The sequence below is a fragment of the Heliophilum fasciatum genome (assembly GCF_004341395.1).
Classification (GTDB): domain Bacteria; phylum Bacillota; class Desulfitobacteriia; order Heliobacteriales; family Heliobacteriaceae; genus Heliophilum; species Heliophilum fasciatum.
Genome location: NZ_SLXT01000007.1, coordinates 29,028 through 49,881, shown reverse-complemented (window position 1 = coordinate 49,881; position 20,854 = coordinate 29,028). Strand labels below are relative to the sequence as shown.

Annotated in this window: 20 protein-coding genes; 12 read left to right on the top strand and 8 right to left on the bottom strand. The window is 52.5% G+C overall.

All coding sequences use genetic code 11. From position 1 onward, the window contains the following. Positions 1-5: 5 nt before the first annotated feature. A complete protein-coding gene (locus tag EDD73_RS05190) occupies positions 6-581 on the bottom strand; it encodes a TMEM165/GDT1 family protein (protein ID WP_131918716.1) in 576 nt (191 codons plus the stop codon). A gap of 259 nt (positions 582-840) precedes the next feature. Then, positions 841-2,049 (bottom strand): NAD(P)/FAD-dependent oxidoreductase, encoded by a 1,209-nt coding sequence (locus EDD73_RS05185; protein WP_131918715.1) that lies wholly within the window; start codon positions 2,047-2,049, stop codon positions 841-843. Positions 2,050-2,385: 336 nt separating this feature from the next. Between EDD73_RS05185 and EDD73_RS05180 the strand changes: the two genes are divergently transcribed. The 12 genes from EDD73_RS05180 (at position 2,386) to EDD73_RS05125 (ending at position 15,758) form a co-directional block, all read left to right on the top strand. Beyond that, positions 2,386-5,028 (top strand): sensor histidine kinase, encoded by a 2,643-nt coding sequence (locus EDD73_RS05180; protein ID WP_131918714.1) that lies wholly within the window; start codon positions 2,386-2,388, stop codon positions 5,026-5,028. A 63-nt stretch (positions 5,029-5,091) separates the two neighbouring features. Beyond that, a complete protein-coding gene (locus tag EDD73_RS05175; RefSeq protein WP_207668817.1) occupies positions 5,092-7,275 on the top strand; it encodes a thioredoxin domain-containing protein in 2,184 nt (727 codons plus the stop codon). A gap of 71 nt (positions 7,276-7,346) precedes the next feature. Continuing rightward, on the top strand, positions 7,347-8,534 hold the full coding sequence (locus EDD73_RS05170; RefSeq protein WP_131918713.1) for a pyridoxal phosphate-dependent aminotransferase: 1,188 nt from the start codon (positions 7,347-7,349) through the stop codon (positions 8,532-8,534). Between the two features lie 207 nt (positions 8,535-8,741). After that, entirely contained in the window at positions 8,742-8,984 is a 243-nt protein-coding gene (locus EDD73_RS05165) for a spore coat associated protein CotJA (RefSeq protein ID WP_131918712.1), read from the top strand. A gap of 20 nt (positions 8,985-9,004) precedes the next feature. After that, positions 9,005-9,262 (top strand): spore coat protein CotJB, encoded by a 258-nt coding sequence (locus EDD73_RS05160; protein WP_131918711.1) that lies wholly within the window; start codon positions 9,005-9,007, stop codon positions 9,260-9,262. 24 nt (positions 9,263-9,286) lie between these two features. After that, a complete protein-coding gene (locus EDD73_RS05155) occupies positions 9,287-9,859 on the top strand; it encodes a manganese catalase family protein (protein WP_131918710.1) in 573 nt (190 codons plus the stop codon). Between the two features lie 144 nt (positions 9,860-10,003). Then, a complete protein-coding gene (locus EDD73_RS05150; protein WP_131918709.1) occupies positions 10,004-11,551 on the top strand; it encodes a spore germination protein in 1,548 nt (515 codons plus the stop codon). 21 nt (positions 11,552-11,572) lie between these two features. Continuing rightward, a complete protein-coding gene (locus EDD73_RS05145) occupies positions 11,573-12,784 on the top strand; it encodes a Ger(x)C family spore germination protein (protein ID WP_131918708.1) in 1,212 nt (403 codons plus the stop codon). Further along, positions 12,781-13,020: a hypothetical protein gene (locus EDD73_RS05140; protein WP_131918707.1), complete on the top strand. Its 240-nt coding sequence runs from the start codon at positions 12,781-12,783 to the stop codon at positions 13,018-13,020. Before EDD73_RS05145 ends, EDD73_RS05140 begins: the two co-directional genes overlap by 4 nt. After that, complete coding sequence (locus tag EDD73_RS05135) at positions 13,017-14,147, top strand: GerAB/ArcD/ProY family transporter (RefSeq protein ID WP_131918706.1); 1,131 nt, start codon at positions 13,017-13,019, stop codon at positions 14,145-14,147. Before EDD73_RS05140 ends, EDD73_RS05135 begins: the two co-directional genes overlap by 4 nt. Before the next feature lie 143 nt (positions 14,148-14,290). Then, a complete protein-coding gene (gene spo0A / locus EDD73_RS05130) occupies positions 14,291-15,163 on the top strand; it encodes a sporulation transcription factor Spo0A (protein ID WP_131918705.1) in 873 nt (290 codons plus the stop codon). Between the two features lie 187 nt (positions 15,164-15,350). Next, the gene (locus tag EDD73_RS05125; RefSeq protein WP_131918704.1) at positions 15,351-15,758 is read left to right on the top strand and encodes a hypothetical protein; all 408 of its coding nucleotides are present in this window, start codon (positions 15,351-15,353) and stop codon (positions 15,756-15,758) included. On the opposite strand, the gene EDD73_RS05120 is transcribed toward EDD73_RS05125, so the two are convergent. The 6 genes from EDD73_RS05120 to EDD73_RS05100 form a co-directional block, all read right to left on the bottom strand. Beyond that, positions 15,755-17,203: an ATP-binding cassette domain-containing protein gene (locus EDD73_RS05120; RefSeq protein WP_165876338.1), complete on the bottom strand. Its 1,449-nt coding sequence runs from the start codon at positions 17,201-17,203 to the stop codon at positions 15,755-15,757. The two genes, EDD73_RS05125 and EDD73_RS05120, sit on opposite strands and share 4 nt — an antisense overlap. Before the next feature lie 23 nt (positions 17,204-17,226). Next, positions 17,227-17,547: a PDGLE domain-containing protein gene (locus EDD73_RS05115; protein WP_131918702.1), complete on the bottom strand. Its 321-nt coding sequence runs from the start codon at positions 17,545-17,547 to the stop codon at positions 17,227-17,229. Further along, complete coding sequence (locus EDD73_RS05110) at positions 17,537-18,196, bottom strand: energy-coupling factor ABC transporter permease (RefSeq protein WP_131918701.1); 660 nt, start codon at positions 18,194-18,196, stop codon at positions 17,537-17,539. The genes EDD73_RS05115 and EDD73_RS05110 overlap by 11 nt, the downstream gene beginning before the upstream one ends. A gap of 211 nt (positions 18,197-18,407) precedes the next feature. Further along, positions 18,408-18,569 (bottom strand): hypothetical protein, encoded by a 162-nt coding sequence (locus tag EDD73_RS14805; protein WP_165876337.1) that lies wholly within the window; start codon positions 18,567-18,569, stop codon positions 18,408-18,410. 198 nt (positions 18,570-18,767) lie between these two features. After that, positions 18,768-20,276 carry an acetyl-CoA hydrolase/transferase family protein gene (locus tag EDD73_RS05105; RefSeq protein ID WP_131918784.1) on the bottom strand — a complete coding sequence of 503 codons (1,509 nt, stop codon included), beginning with the start codon at positions 20,274-20,276 and terminating at the stop codon, positions 18,768-18,770. A gap of 339 nt (positions 20,277-20,615) precedes the next feature. Next, complete coding sequence (locus tag EDD73_RS05100) at positions 20,616-20,810, bottom strand: hypothetical protein (protein WP_131918700.1); 195 nt, start codon at positions 20,808-20,810, stop codon at positions 20,616-20,618. Positions 20,811-20,854 lie beyond the last annotated feature (44 nt).

Sequence of the window (20,854 nt, the reverse complement as noted above, 5' to 3'; positions counted from 1 at the left end):
GCAGGTTATCCAGCGAAGTTCAATGGGTAAAAAGCTTCCACGATCGTCAAAATACCAAAAAGGATAAAGATCGTGACGGCGCCATACTTAATGGCTTTTTCCGGAATACGTTTGCCCAGCACAATACCGACGGCAATTGCCAGTCCGTCGGCAACCACCATGCCGAGCGTAGAGCCAATCCAGGTCCACCAGATATCATAGGACGTAGCCAAGGTGATCGTAGCCAACTGCGTCTTGTCCCCTAATTCAGCAAGAAAAAAGATGATGGCCGTCGTCATGAACGGGCCCCATCGGTGTTCTTTGACTTCATCATCATCAAGCTCATCGCCGCGCAAGGTCCAAACGGCAAAGCCCAAAAAGGAAAGTCCAGCAGCCACTTTAATGTAGAACAACGGGATCCAGTTGCCCACAACATCACCGATAAAGACAGAAAGCAAGTGGACAACAGTTGTCGCCACCGTGATGCCCAGAATCACTATAGCCGGTCGATAGCGCGTAGCTAAAGTCAATGCGACCAGCTGCGTTTTATCGCCCATTTCGGCCAGAAAGATGAGAGCAAACGATACCCAAAGCGCAGTCATAGAGTCATTCTCCTTCTTGTGTGCAATCAAGTTTTTAGGGCCTAGAAAACAAAAAGACCTATGACGGGCGTATCAACATACTTCCCGTCATAGGTCTCGTCTTCCCGATGAGGCGACAGGGCCAGGCATTACGCCAGTTTGTTGACCCTGTCCGCAGGTTTTTTCCCCTGCCGACTACTCCCCTAGTGACGTGTTTCATTGTAGAGGAAAAACAGCCATCTGTCAATCATGCACGGCCATGGACACCCACCGTGGCTATTTAAAAAGGAATGCGTCCTTTTTTCATCACCAACGGCAAGCCGCCCAGGAAGAAAAGATAGCGGTTATCAATCATACGGTTCATAAACACGGCCGGCACACCCTGAATCTGCTTGCCAAACACAACGCCGATGGCATCATGCTGGCCGATGGAAGCGACGGAACCCTTATTGTCCGGTACAAACGGCACGAGTGGTTGGCCCTGGATGGACGCTAAGATATTTTTCGCACAAACAAAGGCTTCCTGCACAGCGAACTGCGCCGTCGGCGGGTAGGGGCGTCCATTCGCTTCATCCATAATCAGCGCCGAATCGCCAACGGCAAAGATGTTGTTAAAGCCCGGCGCCCGCAAATCTTTTTCCACTTTAATCCGGCCGCGAAGGTTGTCAAAATCACAGCGACCAATCAGTTCACAGCCTTGCACACCGCCTGTCCAAATGATCACATCGGCGATCACTTCATCCATCTGGTCGCCTTTGGCCAGTTTGACACGGCCCGGTGTAACTTCCTTGATCGCCGTCCCGATACGGAATTCCACACCTTGCGAGCTGAGGCTTTTCATCGCGTATTCCACGAGGGCCGGAGGAAATCCTGGTAAGACGCCCGGACCGGCTTCCACACAAATCACGCGAACTTGCTCATAAGGGATCTTGTGGAATTCACACAAATCGTAGCACCGCTCGGCAAGTTCAGCAACAAATTCGACACCGGTAAAGCCGCCACCGCCGACCACAAACGTAAGCGGGTGCTCCCGGTTGGGTTGCACAGCATAACGAGCAAAGGCTTCCTCGATCTTGAGGCGAATTTCTCGCGCCGTTTTGACACTGCGAATGCTCAGCGAATGTTCTTTCAGTCCCGGAATGCCAAAGGTGGCCGGCTCAAAGCCCAACCCGATCACCAGATAGTCGTAGCTGATCGGTTCACCGTTTTGCAAAATCACTTGCTGTTTTTCTTTTTCAATATCGATAACATTATCTTCGATAAACGTCACTTTGCGTGGGTCAATCAAGCTTCGGATATCAATACAGACTTTTTCATCTTCTCTGGTCCCTGCCGCCGTTTCATGGAGAAGCGTCGTTAGATAGTGATATTGGTTCCGATTGATCAGAACAATCTCTGCGGTCCCCTCCGGTATGATTTTCTGCAGTTGTACGGTTGTCAACATACCGCCGTAGCCGGCACCAATAATCACAATCTTCCGTTTACTCATGGCCACTCAAGTCAACCTTTCATTTTTTAATATAAATGAGTTATATGTATATTTAGTTAAAGAAAAATAGGGATAGGACTGCCGATAGTAATAAATTATAGAGCATATTCCTCTAGTAGGCAAAACCTTCTCCCGGAATTTTGCATGAAACACCAAAAAAACTCAACCAGTACACCGCGGATCACGATCATGATTGCGGTTTTTGGGCATTTGCCACATTACGGATGTTAAATTTCGTTGATAGGAGCAGGAAAATCAAATCCGGTCAGGGAAAAGAACCTAATCATAACTGCATAACTGCGGATTTTCGCCGCAGCCGCATCAGGGGGATCTTGCATGCAACTGAAGCAACGTGGCACCAGTGCACTGTCACAAAAGATGAAATGGATCATGGCCTTCGGTGTATTGGCGATCTGTTTACAGATCATTTTTTCCTATCGCTACTACTTCGAATTAAAAGATACCTTAACCGGTGACCGCAATTATCAACGTCAACTGATTGAAGAGAACATCTTGTCTTCGGTGTCCAACGCCGATACGGCCTATCAAATCATCGAGCAAATTATTCACGACAAAATGGCCCGTTACAGTCAGGTCATGCTGGAAAAATATCGTGCTGAGCCCGATGTCCTTCAATGGGATCTGGAGGCGTTAAAAAAACAATTTGAAAACTTTGACATCTATATCATTGATACGAACCACACGATTGTACATACCACCGATCGCCGGCAACTGGGCCTGGATTTTAAGACCTCGTACCAACCGGGTTTTATTACGATGCTTAACGAACGCATCCAAGGAAACAAGTTTCACAGCGATCGCTTTATCATCTCACTCGTCAAAGAAACACGCAAATTCGGCTACATGCCGACGCCGGATCATCGCTATCTCTTTGAACTGGGCGTCAACGTTAATGATTTTACCAATCGTATGCAACAATTGGATTTAACGGGCCTTGCATACCAGGTCGTTGAACCCTATCCTTCCGTTTCCCAAGCGACGATCTATTCACTCAAAGCGGACTCGCAGATTCGCGGTCCCTTGAGCCACTATTCCCGGAACCATCACCCGGCCAATTCACCGACTCAGTTAGAATTGGCACGCAAGGCCATCCTGAATAATCAAACTCAGGAGTTTAGCACCTGGGATCCCGTGGAGCGGACCACGCTCACCTACCGCTATATTCCCTTTATCACTTCCGCTCCCACCGGTCAGCCCGACTATTATAATTCCCGCCTGATCGAAATCGTCCATAACAATCACAGTTTGGAAATGGCCCTGCAAGCCCAACGAATACGCGTGGGCGTTGGTCTCGTCATTGTAGCCGCCGTACTGATCACCTGGTTGATCACGATGTATTATCTTTTTGAAAAGTTGGATCAAGCCCGTCAAGCTGCGGAAAGAGCCAATCGAGCCAAGTCAGACTTTCTGTCGACGATCAGCCATGAGATCCGTTCCCCCCTGAACGGTATCGTCGGCACCACCGAACTGCTGCTTACCTCCACCCTGACGCCGGCCCAACAGCAGAAAACAATGATCATTCGTAATTCTGTCGACATGGTGCTGAAGATCATCAACGATATTTTGGATCTGTCGAAGATCGAAGCCGGTTATATGTCCTTACAGCCTGTCCCCATGCATTTGCATGATGTCATGCAGAACATCAATGAAATGGTCAAACCACGCATTGCCGAAGGGCAACTTCAGTATCAATGCACGATCGCTGCCGACGTACCGCCTTATGTGATCGGTGATAACTTGCGCATCAAGCAGATCCTGCTCAATCTGATCAGCAACGCCATTACCTTTACGGAAACCGGCGAAATCAACGTAACCGTCACCTGCGAGCCCCATCGTACCCCCTCCGGCGACCCCTACATCCGCTTTGCCGTACAAGATACCGGCATCGGCATTTCTCCGGAAGAACAGTCGCGCCTTTTTCAACCGTTTTCGCAGGCCGATCACGTTACCTTTCGCAAATATGGCGGTACCGGGCTGGGCTTATCGATCTGCAAACAGTTAACGAAATTGATGGAAGGCACCATTGGCGTCACCAGCCAACCCGGTCTAGGCTCCACCTTTTGGGTGATTCTTCCCCTGCCGGAAACAACAGCGATTCCTTCGGACATCATTGCCACCACCGCAGCACAGGCCCCAAAGGACCTTGCCGCTACGAACAGCAGCGCCTTGAACCATACAGCGAAAAGCTGCGTTGTCGACATTCCTGTGCTGATCGTCGATGACAGCAAACCCAACCGCCAAGTCCTGCGGATGCAACTGGAATCGCTTGGCTTTACGTCGATCGATGAAGCCGCCAACGGTCGGATCGCCCAGCGATTGGCTTCGCAAAAACAGTATACCCTGCTCTTAATGGACTGCCTGATGCCCATCCTCGATGGCTATGATACCACTCAAGCGATCCGTGCCCAAGAAGCGCTTACGGGCCACCGTTCCCGCATCATCGCCATTACCGCCTCCAATACCCGGCAAGATCACGAGCGCTGTTTGTTCTGTGGGATGGATGATATCATTGTCAAGCCGATCCTCTTGCAGACCCTCTGTGAGACGCTGGCCTACTGGCTGTCGCCGACAGCGCTGCCCCAGGGAACCAGCGTGACGCCGCCGATCGATCGCTATGCCATGGCGCTGATCAACCAAATCGCACCAGATGACAAAACAGCGATGGAGCTACTTTTTCACCGCTTTACCAGCGAAGCGCCTGAACAGTTTGCGACTCTCCAAGCCGCCATCGGTAATAATAACGTCCCGCTCATCGCCGCCACCGCCGGGCAATGGAAATCGCAGTGCGCTGCCATCGGGGCGTTGCGGCTTTACCGTTTGTGTCATGATCTGGCCCTGGTGGCTCGCACCGTTGGTCATGATGGCTCCGGCGATAGTCATTTCACCTCACAAGCGCAAGCGATAGAAGCGGAATTACAACAAGTGCTGGATTATTTGCACCGCTCATCCGCACCGTAAGGGATGAGCGGTTTGTTGTGTATACTATAGCTACGGTTATCAAAATAATGGAGGTCAGTTACTATGGCGATCAGCACCACCGAGCAACAACCAAACCAACTTATCCATGAAAAAAGCCCCTATCTCCTGCAACATGCCCATAACCCCGTCAACTGGTATCCCTGGGGCGACGAAGCCTTCACCAAAGCCCAACAGGAAGGCAAGCCTGTGCTGTTAAGCATCGGCTATTCCACTTGCCACTGGTGTCATGTGATGGCACATGAATCCTTTGAAGACCAAGATGTGGCCGCTTACCTTAACGAGCACTTTGTCTCGATCAAAGTGGATCGCGAAGAGCGCCCCGACATTGACCATATTTACATGACCGTGTGCCAGGCCATTTCCGGTCATGGCGGCTGGCCCCTTACCGTCTTTTTGGCGCCTGATAAAACACCTTTTTTTGCCGGCACCTATTATCCCCCTAAAAACACCCATGGCCGCCCTGGATTTATGGAACTGCTGGAAGCGATCCAGGAAAAATGGCAAAGTGATCGCAGTACCTTAATCACCGCCGGAAAGCGCGTCACCGAAATGCTCAATGAGCGCATCACCGCTCAGGGCGACGGTTCAGCAACGGCCCCGTTAGATAAAACGGCACTGGACAAGGCCTTTCGCTTGCTCAGCCAGCAATTCGATGAGCAGTACGGTGGTTTTGGCCATGCGCCCAAATTTCCTACTCCGCATCAACTGATGTTTTTGCTCCGTCACTGGCATCGGACCGGTGAAAAGCGGGCTTTGCAGATGGTCGAAAAAACCCTTCAATCCATGCATGACGGCGGGATCTACGACCACTTGGGCGGCGGCTTTGCCCGGTACTCGACCGACGAAAAATGGCTTGTTCCCCACTTTGAAAAGATGCTCTATGACAATGCTCTTTTGGCCATGGCCTACCTGGAAGCCTATCAGGAAACCGGCAAAGAGCGCTATGCCGTCGTGGCCCGGGAGATTTTTACCTACGTCCTGCGCGATATGACCTCCCCGGAAGGCGGCTTTTACTCGGCCGAAGATGCTGATTCGGAAGGCGTCGAAGGCAAATACTATGTCTGGACGCCCTCGGAAGTCATCGGGGTATTAGGCGAGGACACTGGCGAACTGTTCAACGCCTGGTACGGCGTCACCAATATCGGCAACTTTGAAGGCAAAAACATTCTTCACCGCATCGGCACCTTGGACAGCCTCTACGGCGGCACCGGTGATCGCTGGGAAGCCATCGATGACCCGGCACTGGAACATCGCTGGCCCGCTGACTGGCCGGCACAACTGGCCAAGGCGCGGGAAGCTTTGCTGGCAGCGCGTCAACAGCGAATTCGTCCGCACAAAGATGATAAGATCTTAACCGCCTGGAACGGCTTGATGATTGCCGCCTTGGCCATGGGCGCCCGGATTCTCGGTGAGCCGGCGTACTTAGCGACTGCGGAAAAAGCGTTGGATATGATCACCGGCTATCTGCGCTCGCCCCGCGGTCGCCTCTTGGCGCGCTACCGTGACGGTCATGCCGATTACTTGGGGTATGTCGATGATTACGCCTTTGTGATCTGGGGCTTGCTGGAGCTTTATCAAAGCGGCATGAATGCCAAGCATCTGGCGCTGGCGCTGGAATTGCAAGCGGAACAAGATGAATTGTTCTGGGATGCGGAACATGGCGGCTACTATTTTACCGGCCGCGACAGCGAAGCCTTGATCACCCGTCCCAAAGAAACCTACGACGGCGCCATGCCGGCCGGTAACTCCGTGGCTGCGCTGAATCTCTTGCGCTTGGCCCGGTTAACCGGCAACCCTGCCCATGAACAGCGGGCAGCGCAACTTTTGGACAGTTGCGGCGCTCTAGTCGGCGATATGCCCATCGGCTATACGCACTTGCTGATGGCGTTGCAGTTTGCCGTGATGCCCACCAAAGAAGTGGTCATCGTCACACCGGCAGCGACCTTGCCGCCAACCTTACTGGAACCGTTGCAGCAGTCCTTTTTGCCCGATACAGTTTTTTTATACCGCACCGGAGCGGCGCCGGCTGCTGGTGATGGCAACGCAACGAAAGGGGCCACAACCGGCGGGGCCAACGGGGCTGCCGACGGCATCTCTTCCCTCGCTCCCTTTACAGCGGCCATGACAGCGCTGAACAACGAGCCGACTTTTTACATTTGCCAAAACCGAGCATGTCAAGCACCGACGACCAGCCTGAAAGAGGCCCTAGCCCAGATTCGCGGCTAAATCCCCCTTTCCCCTTGCGCCGCTTTTCGTTATGATAATATCGGAGAAAAACATGAAAAGAGGCGATCGTCGTGCCTGTTGCACAGCAGATCAAAAGTCAACTGACCGGATCCTCTTGGATTCGCAAGATGTTTGAAGAAGGAACGCGCCTAAAGTCGATCTACGGCGCCGATAACGTCTACGATTTCACCCTCGGCAACCCCGGTGATGAGCCGCCGGCCGCCTTTGGCCAAGCCCTGCGCGAGTTAGCCAACGAGCCCATTCCCGGTATGCACCGCTATATGAGCAATGCCGGTTACGAAGAAACACGGGCCGCCATTGCTGAAGTGCTGGCCGAAGATAGCGGTCAGCCGGTTCGGGCCAATCATGTAGTGATGACCGTCGGCGCCGGCGGCGGCCTCAACGTTGTCTTTAAAGCCATCCTCGATCCCGGCGATGAAGTGATCATTTCGGCGCCTTACTTTGTGGAATACAAGTTCTACGTCGGTAACCACGGCGGCACGACGACAGTCGTTCCCAGCCTGCCCGATTTCCAGCTTGACCTGGATGCCATTGCCGGCGCCATTACGGCCAAAACCCGGGCGATCATCGTCAACACACCCAATAACCCGACCGGCGTCATCTACCCGGCCGAAACGCTGGCCGCTTTGAACCAGATCGTCGAGCAAAAAAGCGCTGAACTGGGACGAGCCATCTACGTGATTTCCGACGAACCGTACGCGAAAATTTCCTATGACGGCGTCACCGTCCCGCCGGTATTACGCTATATCAAAAACAGCTTGCTCGTCACGTCGCACAGCAAAGATCTGGCGTTGCCCGGTGAACGTATCGGCTATATTGCCGCCAACCCGGCTATCGCTGATGTCGGTATGCTCGTGGAAGCCCTCGTCTTTTGCAACCGCATTCTCGGCTTCGTCAACGCACCGGCGCTGATGCAACGCCTCATCGCCAAGCTACAGCGGGAGTCCGTCGACATTGCCGCCTACCAGGAAAAGCGGGACCTGCTTTATCATCACCTCACCTCGCTGGGCTTCGAGATGGTCAAGCCCCAAGGCGCTTTTTATCTCTTCCCTCGCTCGCCCCTGGAAGATGACATCGCCTTCGTCCAAGAAGCGCAAAAGCACAACATCTTGCTTGTTCCCGGCAGCGGCTTCGGCCAAAAGGGCTACTTCCGCATTGCTTATTGCGTAGAAAAAGCCATGATCGAACGGTCCCTACCGGCCTTTACGGCATTGGCCCAATCGCTCGGTCTCGTCTAACCCCATCACTTCTACCGCACCGGCGTGGCCATCGCGCCCGGTGCGGTTTTTTGTTAGGCCCATAACCATGTCACTACCCTAGGTAATCTTCAATTTTATACGCATTTACGTAAAATCATGCCTGTCCGGCATGGTTTTTTTGTTTCCGCAAGCACACTATCCCTTGGCGTACATACATTGGAGTAGTCTCAAGGAGGTGTTTTGTGAATGCATTCCTCGTATTCCCCCGAACGTTGCAGCCCGCCAAAAAACCCTTGTGCTTGCCCCCCTGCGCAAGCGGCGGCCACCTGCCCCGCCCCTCGCCAACCGCAATGTATCCCCTTAGCCCAAGCACGCGTCGCCGGTCAAGCTTATAAGCCGCCTTTTTTCTCACCGATGGATGCTTTGTGTAAAGGCACAGTGTTTCCGGAATTGTATCAACCCTACCACAGAAAAAACGGCAAATGCTAACGGAAAGGAGTACCGCCACTATGGACTCCCAGCAACGTGAGATGCTCCGACGGCTACAAGCGTTGGAGTTTGTCCTGACGGACTTGAATCTTTATCTCGATACCCATCCCGATTGCCAAGCGGCCCTTCAAGATTTTGCCCGTATCTCCGAAGACCTGCGCCAGCTTAAGATTGCCTACGAACAGCGCTACGGCCTGTTGACGGTGGCAGGCTTTGGTTCCGGCCGTTCTCCCTGGAATTGGGTAGAAACGCCGTGGCCTTGGGAAATCGACGGTTAAGCAGCAAAGGAGGGAAACTTCGGGATGTGGATCTACGAGAAAAAGTTGCAGCACCCTGTACGCGTCGAGAAATGTGATATCGCCATGGCGCGCTATCTCAACGCCCAGTACGGTGGGCCAGATTCGGAATTGGCAGCGTCCCTGCGCTACTTAAACCAGCGCTATTCGATGCCGACAAAAAAAGCCAAAGGCCTGCTCACCGACATCGGCACGGAAGAACTGGCGCACTTGGAAATCATCGCGACGTTGATTTATAAATTGACCAAAGGCGTGTCGCCGGAACAACTGCGCGCAGCCGGCCTTGGTGGTCACTATGCCCATCATGATAATGCGCTGTTTTATACGGATGCTAACGGTGTCCCCTGGACGGCCGCTTATATTCAAGCCACCGGCGACCCCGTGGCCGACTTGACCGAAGACATGGCGGCCGAGCAAAAAGCACGGGCTACCTATGAACACTTGATCAATCTCACCGATGATCCCGGCGTGAAAGATGCGCTCCGGTTCCTGCGGGAACGGGAAGTGGTGCATTTCCAACGCTTCGGCGAAGCGCTGAACGATGTGCAGGATCATCTCTCCTATAAACGGTTCTATTGATGCGATCATGTTGATGAGATCATAAATCCAAAAGCACCGGTGGTTCTCCCGATAGAGAACTGCCGGTGCTCTTTTTATGCCGGTTATACATTTTTTTGATCCCTCCCGAAAACACTAGTGGCAAATAATCATGCTGGAGATGTTATGGTCAAGCATCGTCGTTACACTCCGCCATTAAATCGCAACTTTTCGATTATCCAACAAGGCACAGTGCAATTGCCCTTACGCAACAACCTAACGGAAAACATCCGTACAGTTCAAGCGTCGCTGGGCAACAGTTCCGACTTGGTGAAACGCGAAGTCCTCATCCCGGCACCGTTTGCCGTTAAAGGCGCCATTTTATACATGGAAGGGCTCATCGACGATCAGTTGCTGAACCAGTTTGTGCTTACATCATTACTCGTCGACACCCCGCAAAATCTCCCCCATAACGATGGCAGTCCCCAACAACTGCTCGAATCGATCCAGCGCTCCGCTTTGACCATAGGTAAAGTTCGCAGTTTTACCATCCACACAAAAATGGTCCGTTATCTCCTGGAAGGGCACGCCATCCTTTTGCTTGACCAGTGTCCCAAAGGACTGGCCTTATCGATCGCCTCGACCGAATTTCGTGCTATCGAAGAGCCGACCAACCAAGTGACGATCCGCGGTCCCCGCGACAGTTTCACGGAAACCATTACGAAAAACACCGTGCTGATCCGGCGTCGGCTTAAAGACCGGCACCTGCGCTTGGAAGTGTTGAAAGTCGGTCATGTGAGCCAAACAAACGTGGGCCTCATGTACCTCACCAACATTGCCGACAAGAACATCGTGACCGAAATACGGGATCGGCTCAAAGCCATCCAAGTCGATGGCATTTTGGAAAGCGGCAACCTGGAAGAGTTTCTTTTGAAAGACGGTTACAGCCCCTTCCCCATGATCTACAACACCGAGCGACCCGATGTGGTCTGTGCCAATCTCCTCGAAGGAAAAGTCGCCATCATCGTCGACGGCACCCCCTTTGTCTTAATCGCGCCTGCTTATTTCATCCAGTTTTTGCAGTCTGCCGAAGATTACTATGAACACTTTGATATTACGCTGTTCCTGCGCACCCTGCGGTACCTTTCTTTTTTTGTAGCCATGCTGGGACCGGCTATTTATATTGCCATCACCACCTTTCACCAAGAGATGCTACCGACCCAACTCCTGCTCAGCTTAACAACCCAACGGGAAGGCATTCCTTTTCCCGCCTTTGTCGAAGCATTGATCATGGAGATTACCTTTGAAATCCTGCGCGAAGCCGGCGTGCGCATGCCCCGCCCGATCGGGCAGGCCATTTCGATCGTCGGTGCCTTGGTGATCGGCCAAGCCGCTGCCCAAGCCGGCTTTGTCACGCCCGCCATGGTGATCATCGTATCGATCACCGCCCTCTCTTCCTTCATCATCCCTGCCTATAACTTAGCTATCGCTATACGGATGCTGCGTTTCCTGATGATGGTACTAGCCGCGACGCTTGGTTACTACGGCATTCTTATCGGGCTCTTCGGTGTGCTCATCCATCTGTGCAGTTTAAATCCTTTTGGTGTTCCCTACTTGACCTCTTTTGCACCGATGGATCAAGAGGCGCAAAAAGACACGATCTATCGGGCGCCGATCTGGTCCCGCTCCCTTCGTCCTCGCCACACAGCCCATAAAAATCCTACCCGCCAGTGACTGCTTGGAGGTACAAGATCTATGAAAAAGACCAAGATCGTCCTTTTACTCATCGTAATCCTGACTGTGGCGCTCACGGGCTGTTGGAATCGGCGGGAACTCAATGATCTGGCTATCGTGGTCGGCATCGGCATTGATAAAAAAGACAGCCACTATGTGTTCACCGTCCAAGTCATCAATCAAATCGCCATCCAATCGCAAACGAAAGTGGAAAGCCGCGCGCCCGTCGTCACCTATCGCATCGAGACGGACACGATTTTCGAAGGCATCCGCCGTCTGACGACCGTTTCCCCACGAAAACTGTTTTTTGCTCATTTACGCCTGGTCGTGCTGGGCGAAGTATTAGCCCGTCAAGGAATTGAAGAAGTGGTGGATTTTCTCGTGCGTGATCACGAATTTCGGGGTGATTTTTTCTTCATTGTCGCCCGGGAAACCACCGCAGCCGAAGTATTAGAAATAATCACACCAGCAGAATTGATTCCATCGGTTAGTTTCTATCGCACATTAAGTACATCGGCCCGTTTCTGGGCACCGACCCATTCGGTTCAATTAGCACCGTTGGTCACAGACTTGCTGACACCGGGAAAAAACCCGGTGATCACCGGCCTGGTTGTCGTTGGCAATTCACCGAGCAAGGACAGCACCCAAAACGTACAAAAGAGCGCCCCACCCACCCAAGTCCTGCTGTTTAGCATTGGCCTCTTCCACAACGGTCGCTTAGTCGCGTGGTTGAATGAGGGGGAAAGCAAAGGATACAACTACATCGTCAATAAGATTTCCTCCTCTGTTGCGCCCATCGATGGTCCTGATGGCCAAAACATCATCCTCGAAATAAGCAATAGCACGACCAAATTGCGCAGTCAAAATCAAGATGGCCGTCCGATGATCATGATCGAAGTCAACACCGAAGCCAATCTTGGTGAGATCAACGTACCGATCGACTTAAAAAGGCCCGGTGCCTTAAGCGACCTGGAAAGGAGCTTGGAAAATAAAATCAGCAGTTACATTTTTGAAGCCATCGCCAAGGCAAAATCCTACCAAACGGACGTCTTTGGCTTCGGCGGCGTCATTCATCGCGCCGACCCTCAAACGTGGAAGCGATTGCAACCAAACTGGGATCAAGAATTTGTCAATCTGCCGGTTGAAATTGTCGCCCGAGTAAAAATCAAAAAAAGCGGCGATATTGTGACACCCCTTAGAGAAGCCATCCAAAAAAGCAAACGTGCGCAATGATGATTTTCGGCATTATGGTGGTGGCCGCTCTGATCGTAGCCTACGATCTGCCCGACATAAGGAAAAAGGGGACTCGTAAAGAACTTGCTTTTTTTACTGGTCTCTTGGCGATTGCCTGCGTGCTCTCCGCCATTTATTTCTTAGGGTTGCAACTTGCTAATCCGCTTGATTGGATCGCCTTCATCTATCAACCACTTTTCGACCATTTGCTTCGGGATAAGGCAGGTTTCAAATGAATAAAAACAGCATAACGCACCAACAGTTTACAAAAATCGTAGCCTTAGACATTATCGGTGTCAGCATTCTCTCTGTTCCCTCCATAGTCATCGATATCGCGAAACAAGACGCCTGGATCGCTGCCTTGCTCGCTTCGTTTTTTGGCCTTCTGCTCGCAGGCTTGCTCTATTTATTTGGGCGCCTCTTCACAGGTCAAACACTTATTCAGTTTTGTCAGCACCTGTTAGGGAAATACCTGGGTAACGGCATCGCCTTACTCTATATCTTCTTTTTTTTTATCGGCTCCACCACTTTGCTCTGGGATATTGGCCAATTCACCACATCTTCCGTGCTTACCGATACACCGCGACTGGTGATTAACTTTACTTATTTAATCATTGTGATCGCCAGTGTACGGCTCGGCGTGGTCACCATCGCCCGTTCTGCCGAAATACTTTTTTTGGTGTTCCTCGGTATCTATGTTGTTTTCAGCATATTGATCTTGCCACAAATTCACTTGGAAAACATTCAACCGGTCTTGGAGGCAACCACGCCTGCCTTGGGGCAAGCCGCCTTTATCCTCCTTTCGTTTACATCATTAACCTTGTTCCGCCTACTGATGTTCTATCCTCAACACGTCCCGCCCGGCCGTGCCACAGCGCGAGCCTTTCTCGTCGGAACGCTCATCGGCAATGGAGTCCTGCTCGTGATCATCGTATTATCTATTTTGGCCCTCGGTACGCAACTATCGCCGCTCCTTGCCTATGCCGGCCATACGTTGGCGCGAGTTATCAGCGTGGGCCAATTTATTGAGCGCATCGAAGGGACGATGACCACATTATGGTATATCAGCATGTTGATCCGCATCACCCTATACTTCCATTGCTTGGTTGTTGGTTTCGCTCAAGTTGTTCGGCTGAGCGATTTTCGTGTGGTTACGCTCCCCCTTGGGATGATTGTGCTGCTGTTTTCGCTGTTTATTTACCCTGATTTTGATTATGCCGCGAAGTGGAACCGGGAAGTCTGGCCCCTCTACGCGTTCACTCATGGGGTACTTTTTCCGCTCCTCCTGGCCATCGTTTATTGGTTTCGTAACTCTTCGCTGCCTGCGGCAGAGCAAAAAGAATCCCCTTCACAAACTTCCTAATTATCGTGCAAAACCATCCCCCCTCCGCGATCCGTGTCGAGATTTCAGGTTTCCCCGATCATCAAAACAGGATATTTGTCATTGATGTTGAAAAAGTGAATATAGAACAACACAAGCAAGCCGTTTATGGGGGGATGTAAGGGATGCTCAAGCCCTTTCGCCTAGTAATCGTCGATGACAATCCGCATTTTCGTAGCATCTTATGCGACTTCTTTCAATCGCAACCGGACATCACCATTGTCGGTACTGCCTCCAATGGTCTCGATGCCCTCCCCCTGATTCAAAAAGAAAAACCCGATCTGGTCATCCTCGATATCGTCATGCCCCATCTTGATGGTCTGGGCGTATTAGAAAAAATGGCCGACGTACCGCTCTCGGAACGTCCCCTCTTCGTCGTTCTTTCCGCCTTTAATCAAGAAGCACTGACGCGCCGCGCCGGTGCCCTCGGTGCTCATTACTTTATTGCCAAGCCCTTTGACGTGCCCACCCTCGGCGAACGGGTTCGCCAAATCCTCAGGCGCGACTTTGCACCGGCAACGGCGCAAAGCGATGCTGCAGCATCAATAACGTCTCAGACTCCGGCATCGTCGTTCCCTTCGTCTTCTTCCCTGACCCCGGCAGCTTCGCCGGCAACTTCATCGGTAACGACCACAACCTTACCCCCACCCGACCGCCTCGATATTCAAGCGACCGATATGATTCGCCTCATCGGCATTCCCACACACATCAAAGGCTATCAATTCCTGCGTAACGCCATTATCCTGGCGGTTCAACAGCCGAAACTGCTCGATGCCGTCACGAAAGCGCTCTATCCACGTATCGCCGAGCATCACCATACCACGCCGGTTCGCGTCGAACGGGCGATTCGTCACGCCATTGAATTGGCATGGACCCGCGGCGATACCCAGAAAATCAGCCATATTCTTGGGCAACCGATGGATGCCGGTCGCGGCAAACCGACGAATGCCGAGTTTATTGCCATGGTGGCTGAAACCATTCGCTTGCAGCGTACCTGAATCTTTCCCTATAAAAACATAAAAACACCCTATGAAAACAAAAAAGCCACTGACATTGTCAGCGACTCCAGGCCCTGCCGCAAAACCGGCAGGGCTTAAAATTTTTATGGCGACTTTATCCTGATTCAGTTATGATGATATAGAAAGATCATCCACAACTGATTAATTGCATAAGGAGTCGCTGTTTGTGCGTATCGAGCAAACGATTTTGATGAAACACCTGCAAGGCTCCGCTTATCCTACGCTCTGCCGCGTCGTTCCGGCTATGGTGCCGCCGGGCATTCACGTACTCTCACCGTCCGAACGTCGCCGGTTTGCTTCCAGTACATATTCCTCGTACCACGCCCAAGCCGATAACATTATGCTGATCTACAGCATCTGCGGCCTGACGCCGGAAGAAAAGGCGCAAATTCTCGCCAGCACGGTGCGGCTTTTGTTTCAAAAGCGGGGCGTTAAAAGCTACCCTCCCCGCCAATGTACCCTGCTTGATTTTGCATCCTATCACCGCCGGCGCTGCTCCATGCAACGAGCCGGTTTTATCTCCCTGCCCAAAAAACGACGTACGAACAAAAGCCCCCGCCCTCGCCCGCACTAACGGTGCGTCCAAGAAGGGCCGATCAGCCGAGCCCGAGCAATCAGCGCTTGGTCATCAAGCACTTCCACGCCACCGTCAGCCAGTACTTGTCCATCCGCCAAAATGATCACACGATCAGCCCAATGATAGGCAAATTGCAGATCATGGACGGCCAAGATGATGGTCTTGCCGGCTTGATGCAGACGATCTAAAATCGCCAGCACTTCCCCTTGCCCCTGCGGATCCAGATAAGCCATAGGCTCATCAAAAAGCAACACCGACGGCTCCATGGCCAGCACCCCGGCCAAGGCAGCCCTCTTTTTTTGCCCGTAACTCAACCGTTGCGGCGGCCGCGCGGACAAATCGAGGCCATCGACGGCTTGCAGGGCCGCTCGAACACGGCGCTCCACTTCATCCGCCGCCAGGCCGAGATTCTGCGGTCCAAAGGCCACATCATCCCAGACGGTCGGACAAAAAAGCTGATCATCGGGATCTTGAAACAACAGGCCCACTTGACTGCGCACCGACCAGACCGTCGCTGCCGTAACCGGTGAACCCAAGACCGTCACCGTTCCCGTTTGCGGCACGTGAAGCCCGCAGAGATGATGAAGCAGCGTCGATTTGCCGGCACCGTTTGGCCCCAACAAGGCCACCTTGGCCCCGGCAGGCACTTGCAGCGACACATGGCGCAGCGCGGTGAACGTCTCACCGGCACCGGCATAGGCAAAGCTCAGTTGATCTACAGTTAGTGCCATCGCTGAAGGCGCCGTCACTGTGGGCCCTGTCACTGCAGGCGCCATCCTTGCAGGCTTCCGCTGTTCCCCGCTCATTTCCATGCTATCGCTACGTTGCCCTTCACCGGCACGATGATCATAGCCGCGCGCACGCATCGCTTGATACACCCTTTCTGCCCGTTCCATCGCTCGCAAGAATAGCGTACCCAGCCATCCGCCATAGACAGCCCGAATCGCTTTGTGAGTTAGTCCATGATGCAGCCGAAACCCACGAGCTTGGCGGGCCCGCTCCATCCGCCGCGCTTCCCCGGTAATCACTTGCCCGTAGCGCAGCGTCAGTTCCGCTAGCCGAATCAAAATCAGCGGTACCCGCAGTCGGGCCAAGGCCGCAAAAAAATGCCGCTCGCCGTAATGATGCCACAGCAGTACCAACAGGCTGACAGAAATCATCACCTTGAGCGCCAGCACTTGCGCCCTCGCTATCCCTTCCACCGATAACGCTACTGTCGTGCCCCAGGGCAGCGTGATCACGGGGCCGGCCGGACCGGGCACCCAAAAAGGCATCAGCACAATCGTAAATCCCACAAAAGGGGCCACCTGCAGGAGCCGGCGAACGAGCAAGCGCCATGAAACCCCTCGGTAAAAACAAAGCGCCCAGACCAAGGCCAGCAGCCCGGCCAAGGCCCGTGGTTGCCCGAGCAGCGTTGCCCCGGCAATCACCGTCAACCCCACAGCGAGAGGGCCTGCCGATGGGCTCACGACGGCGCTGAGGGCCGGCGCAGGAGCAACTTTCCGAACCCATAGATGCCGGCAAAAGCCAGCACCGTACCCAGTACGCCCGCCGCCGACGTCGCCAGCGACGCGTTACCGATCCCCGGCATGACGTAATCCGGAATCCATGCCGCCAGCACGGGCCGCTCCCCTTGTTCCGCAAACCCATAATCTTCAGCGACGCGCTCCAATCCGTCCGGATGGCTTGACGCAAATGGCGACAGCAATGCCGCTACGATAAAAGCTGCAACCAACACCGGTAACCAAGGCCAAGACCATCTTGGCTTGCGCACGTTATTGCTCATGAAAACGAACGCCTCCTTGTCTGATCATGCTTTGTAAATCCGGCCGCACCCGCCAGACAAACTGAATCACCGCCATCGTAATTAAGCCTTCGCCAACACCAATCAAGGCATGCCATCCCGCCATCGCCGGCAACGCCGCCGCAAACGGCAATGTTCCCGCCAAGGCCAGTTCCACCGCTGCCGCCAGAGACGCCATGAGCACTGACAACCAAGCGGCGATAAAGACAGCGGCATTGCGTCCTCCGTCACCGGGCAACCACCGTTGCAACAGCCGGTACGCCCCATAGCCACTCCAAACACCGACAACAGCCATGTTCAAGATATTCGCACCAAGCGCCGTCAAGCCACCATCTTGGAAAAAGAAACACTGGATGCCCAAAATCGTGGTCATCACCAGCATCGCCGGCCAGGGCCCCAGCGTAATACCGGCTAACAAAGCACCGAGTAAATGTCCCGATGTACCACCGACGATGGGAAAATTAATCATCTGCGCCGCAAAGATAAAGGCACTCATGACGCCCATCCAGGGCACTTGCCGCTCATCGAGCAAATCGCGTGTTTTTTTTACCGCCAAAGCGATACCGGCGCTGCTGATGGCAGCCGCACCGATCCATGTCTTAGCGTCTAGAAACCCATCGGGAATATGCATTTCGCTGCCTCCCCTTTTTATCATGAACAACCTGTACCGAGGTAACTTGAAAAGTTCATCCTTAACTTATTCTTCGTATCCCGAAAAACTCCTTTCCTCATACATCCCGGCACCCCGACCAAGAAAAAACACGCCTCCCGGCACCATCGCAGTGCTGGGAGGCGTGTTTTTTCACGGTCGGGTATTTCCTTCGTAAAAACAAGAAGCAGAATCAGGCATTTTGCGGCTTGACCGGCAACGCGACCATCGGTTTCGGACGTTTCTTTGGTGCTTTCACACCTGGCGACCATTCCCCCGGTTTTCCTTGTTCCGCCCAGAGTGCCTTCAGCTCTTCCGGAGAAAGTACGTAGGAGCGCACTTCGTTTCCTTTCATTCCGTGACACCCGACCTCTCTCATGAAAATATCCTATCCTATGTATTATAAACCATAATTATCGATTTGTATTCCGGTAGATTTAGGAATTCGGTATTTTTTTAATTTTTTCTCCTTTTCCGCTTCAGATTGTAAGCAGTCACCACGGAACATCAAAACGCGGTACCCTCCCCCAGAGGAAAGTACCGCGTTACCTGCTTAGTGCACCGTGGTTTCATCTTTCATGGTACCGGTTTGTTGGAACCGCACATGCCACGACAAGGCTTTTTCCAACACATGCGGCGTATGACCGCCCAGCGCCGATGCCTCCTCCAAATAGGCCCGCAGTTGCGGACGATAATCAGGATGGGCACAATGCTCAATGATCTGCTCAGCCCGTTGTCGCGGTGCTAACCCCCGCAGATCGGCCAAGCCCTGCTCTGTGACGACCACGTCGACATCATGCTCGGTATGATCAACGTGGGAAACCATCGGCACAATGCTGGAGATCTTGCCGTCTTTGGCATAGGACTTGGTACAGAAGAAGGTCAATCGTGAATTCCGGGCAAAGTCGCCGGAACCGCCGATCCCATTCATCATCTGCGTTCCCATGACGTGCGTCGAATTCACATTGCCATAGATATCAACTTCCAATGCCGTATTGATCGCAATCAAGCCCAAACGACGAATGATCCCCGGATTATTGGACATCTCTTGAGGACGAAGGACAATGCGATCGCGGTACTTATCAAGATTGCTCATCACTTGCCCATAACGAGCCGGCGATAAGGTAAAAGCACAACCGGACGCCACTTTAATCTTGCCGGCATCGATCAGTTCAAAGACCGAATCTTGCAGTACCTCCGAGTACACTTCCAAATCGGTCAGATCGGACTTCAAAAAACCGTAAAACACGGCATTCGCCACGGAACCCACGCCGGACTGCAACGGTTCCAGATGCTTGGGCAGATGCCCTTGCTCCACTTCTTCCATCAAAAACTGCACCAAATGCTCAGCCATTTGTTCCGTTTCCGCATCGGGCGGCGTCATCTCCGAGGTGAAGTCCGGCCGGTTGGTGATCACAATTCCCTTGATCTTCTCAATGTCGATCTCGATTTTCGTCGAGCCAATCCGTTGTCCTGCCGACGTCAAAGGAATCGGTAAACGGTGGCCCTGCTCGCCGGGGTCATAGATATCGTGCAACCCTTCCAAGGCTAAGTTTTGGGCCAAGTTCAATTCGACAATGATCGTTTGGGCTTGTTGCGCATAAATATGCGAGTTACCTAAGGACGTACTGGGAATAATGTGCCCTTCTTCAGTGATGGCAATGGCTTCAATCAATGCCACGTCAATGGTGTGAATCGCTCCGGAACGCAGCATTTCTGCTGTATGGGACAAATGCTGATCCAGATAATGAACTTCACCGCGATTGATCGCCTTGCGCATCCGCCGATCCGACTGATAGGGCAATCGGCAGTTAATAATCCCTGCTTCCGCCATCAGTCCATCGGCCGCACTGATCGATGCTCCGGTGTAAAGATTGATCTTAAAGGGCTTCCCTTCTTTTTTAACCCGCTCCACCAGTGCACTGGGAACGACTTTGACATCACCGGCCGAAGTAAATCCGCTGATGCCGACGGTCATCCCATCTTCAATCCATGTACAAGCCTCTTCCGCACTTACAATCCGTTGGCGTAATGCATCATTGCGCAAACGCTGCGATAGCATCATTAATAACCTCCTACCTGCATGTGATTCTATGATATGGCAGTTTGATTACTCAATCCACCGGAAACTAGCATGCTTCTTAAAAGTTACATTAAAATCACGTTAAAGTAGAAAAACAAAGCCAAAAAAAGCGAATTGCTGTAAAAAAGCCTGCGCTGTCTTGTACACTATCAATGGCTAAATGCAACGAACACCATAAAGGATTATAGCAAAGCTTGTTGATAAACTCAAAGTACAATATATGGATACTATATTATAGTAATGCAAGGCAGATAAAAAAGCCAACCGCAAGGTTGGCTTGATGGTTGCCTATGGAATAATAAGTGCTAATAAAAAAGACTAGTTTTCGCGAGCTGCCATGCCGGCCCAAACGATGCCGACGAGCGAGAATCCGAAAATCATGAAAGCAGCGGACACGGGAGGAAAACCTGCATTCGCAGTGGTAGGCGCTGTTCCTGCCGCCATAGCTACACCAGGGATCATCATCACCGTGGTCATCGCAGCGAGAACCGGTTTCATCATTTTTTCTTTCATCTTTCTGTTCCCCTTTCTCAAATTTATTTCTGGTTCGTTGCCCT

Excerpts from the sequence above, each read along its gene's own strand:
- spo0A (WP_131918705.1), top strand. The coding sequence starts at position 14,291 with ATGCTCAAGCCCTTTCGCCTAGTAATCGTCGATGACAATCCGCATTTT.
- EDD73_RS05155 (WP_131918710.1), top strand. The coding sequence starts at position 9,287 with ATGTGGATCTACGAGAAAAAGTTGCAGCACCCTGTACGCGTCGAGAAA.
- EDD73_RS05105 (WP_131918784.1), bottom strand. The coding sequence starts at position 20,276 with ATGCTATCGCAGCGTTTGCGCAATGATGCATTACGCCAACGGATTGTA.
- EDD73_RS05100 (WP_131918700.1), bottom strand. The coding sequence starts at position 20,810 with ATGAAAGAAAAAATGATGAAACCGGTTCTCGCTGCGATGACCACGGTG.
- EDD73_RS05150 (WP_131918709.1), top strand. The coding sequence starts at position 10,004 with ATGGTCAAGCATCGTCGTTACACTCCGCCATTAAATCGCAACTTTTCG.
- EDD73_RS05180 (WP_131918714.1), top strand. The coding sequence starts at position 2,386 with ATGCAACTGAAGCAACGTGGCACCAGTGCACTGTCACAAAAGATGAAA.
- EDD73_RS05145 (WP_131918708.1), top strand. The coding sequence starts at position 11,573 with ATGAAAAAGACCAAGATCGTCCTTTTACTCATCGTAATCCTGACTGTG.
- EDD73_RS05190 (WP_131918716.1), bottom strand. The coding sequence starts at position 581 with ATGACTGCGCTTTGGGTATCGTTTGCTCTCATCTTTCTGGCCGAAATG.
- EDD73_RS05165 (WP_131918712.1), top strand. The coding sequence starts at position 8,742 with ATGCATTCCTCGTATTCCCCCGAACGTTGCAGCCCGCCAAAAAACCCT.
- EDD73_RS05185 (WP_131918715.1), bottom strand. The coding sequence starts at position 2,049 with ATGAGTAAACGGAAGATTGTGATTATTGGTGCCGGCTACGGCGGTATG.
- EDD73_RS14805 (WP_165876337.1), bottom strand. The coding sequence starts at position 18,569 with ATGAAAGGAAACGAAGTGCGCTCCTACGTACTTTCTCCGGAAGAGCTG.
- EDD73_RS05175 (WP_207668817.1), top strand. The coding sequence starts at position 5,092 with ATGGCGATCAGCACCACCGAGCAACAACCAAACCAACTTATCCATGAA.
- EDD73_RS05140 (WP_131918707.1), top strand. The coding sequence starts at position 12,781 with ATGATGATTTTCGGCATTATGGTGGTGGCCGCTCTGATCGTAGCCTAC.
- EDD73_RS05135 (WP_131918706.1), top strand. The coding sequence starts at position 13,017 with ATGAATAAAAACAGCATAACGCACCAACAGTTTACAAAAATCGTAGCC.
- EDD73_RS05115 (WP_131918702.1), bottom strand. The coding sequence starts at position 17,547 with ATGAGCAATAACGTGCGCAAGCCAAGATGGTCTTGGCCTTGGTTACCG.
- EDD73_RS05110 (WP_131918701.1), bottom strand. The coding sequence starts at position 18,196 with ATGCATATTCCCGATGGGTTTCTAGACGCTAAGACATGGATCGGTGCG.
- EDD73_RS05160 (WP_131918711.1), top strand. The coding sequence starts at position 9,005 with ATGGACTCCCAGCAACGTGAGATGCTCCGACGGCTACAAGCGTTGGAG.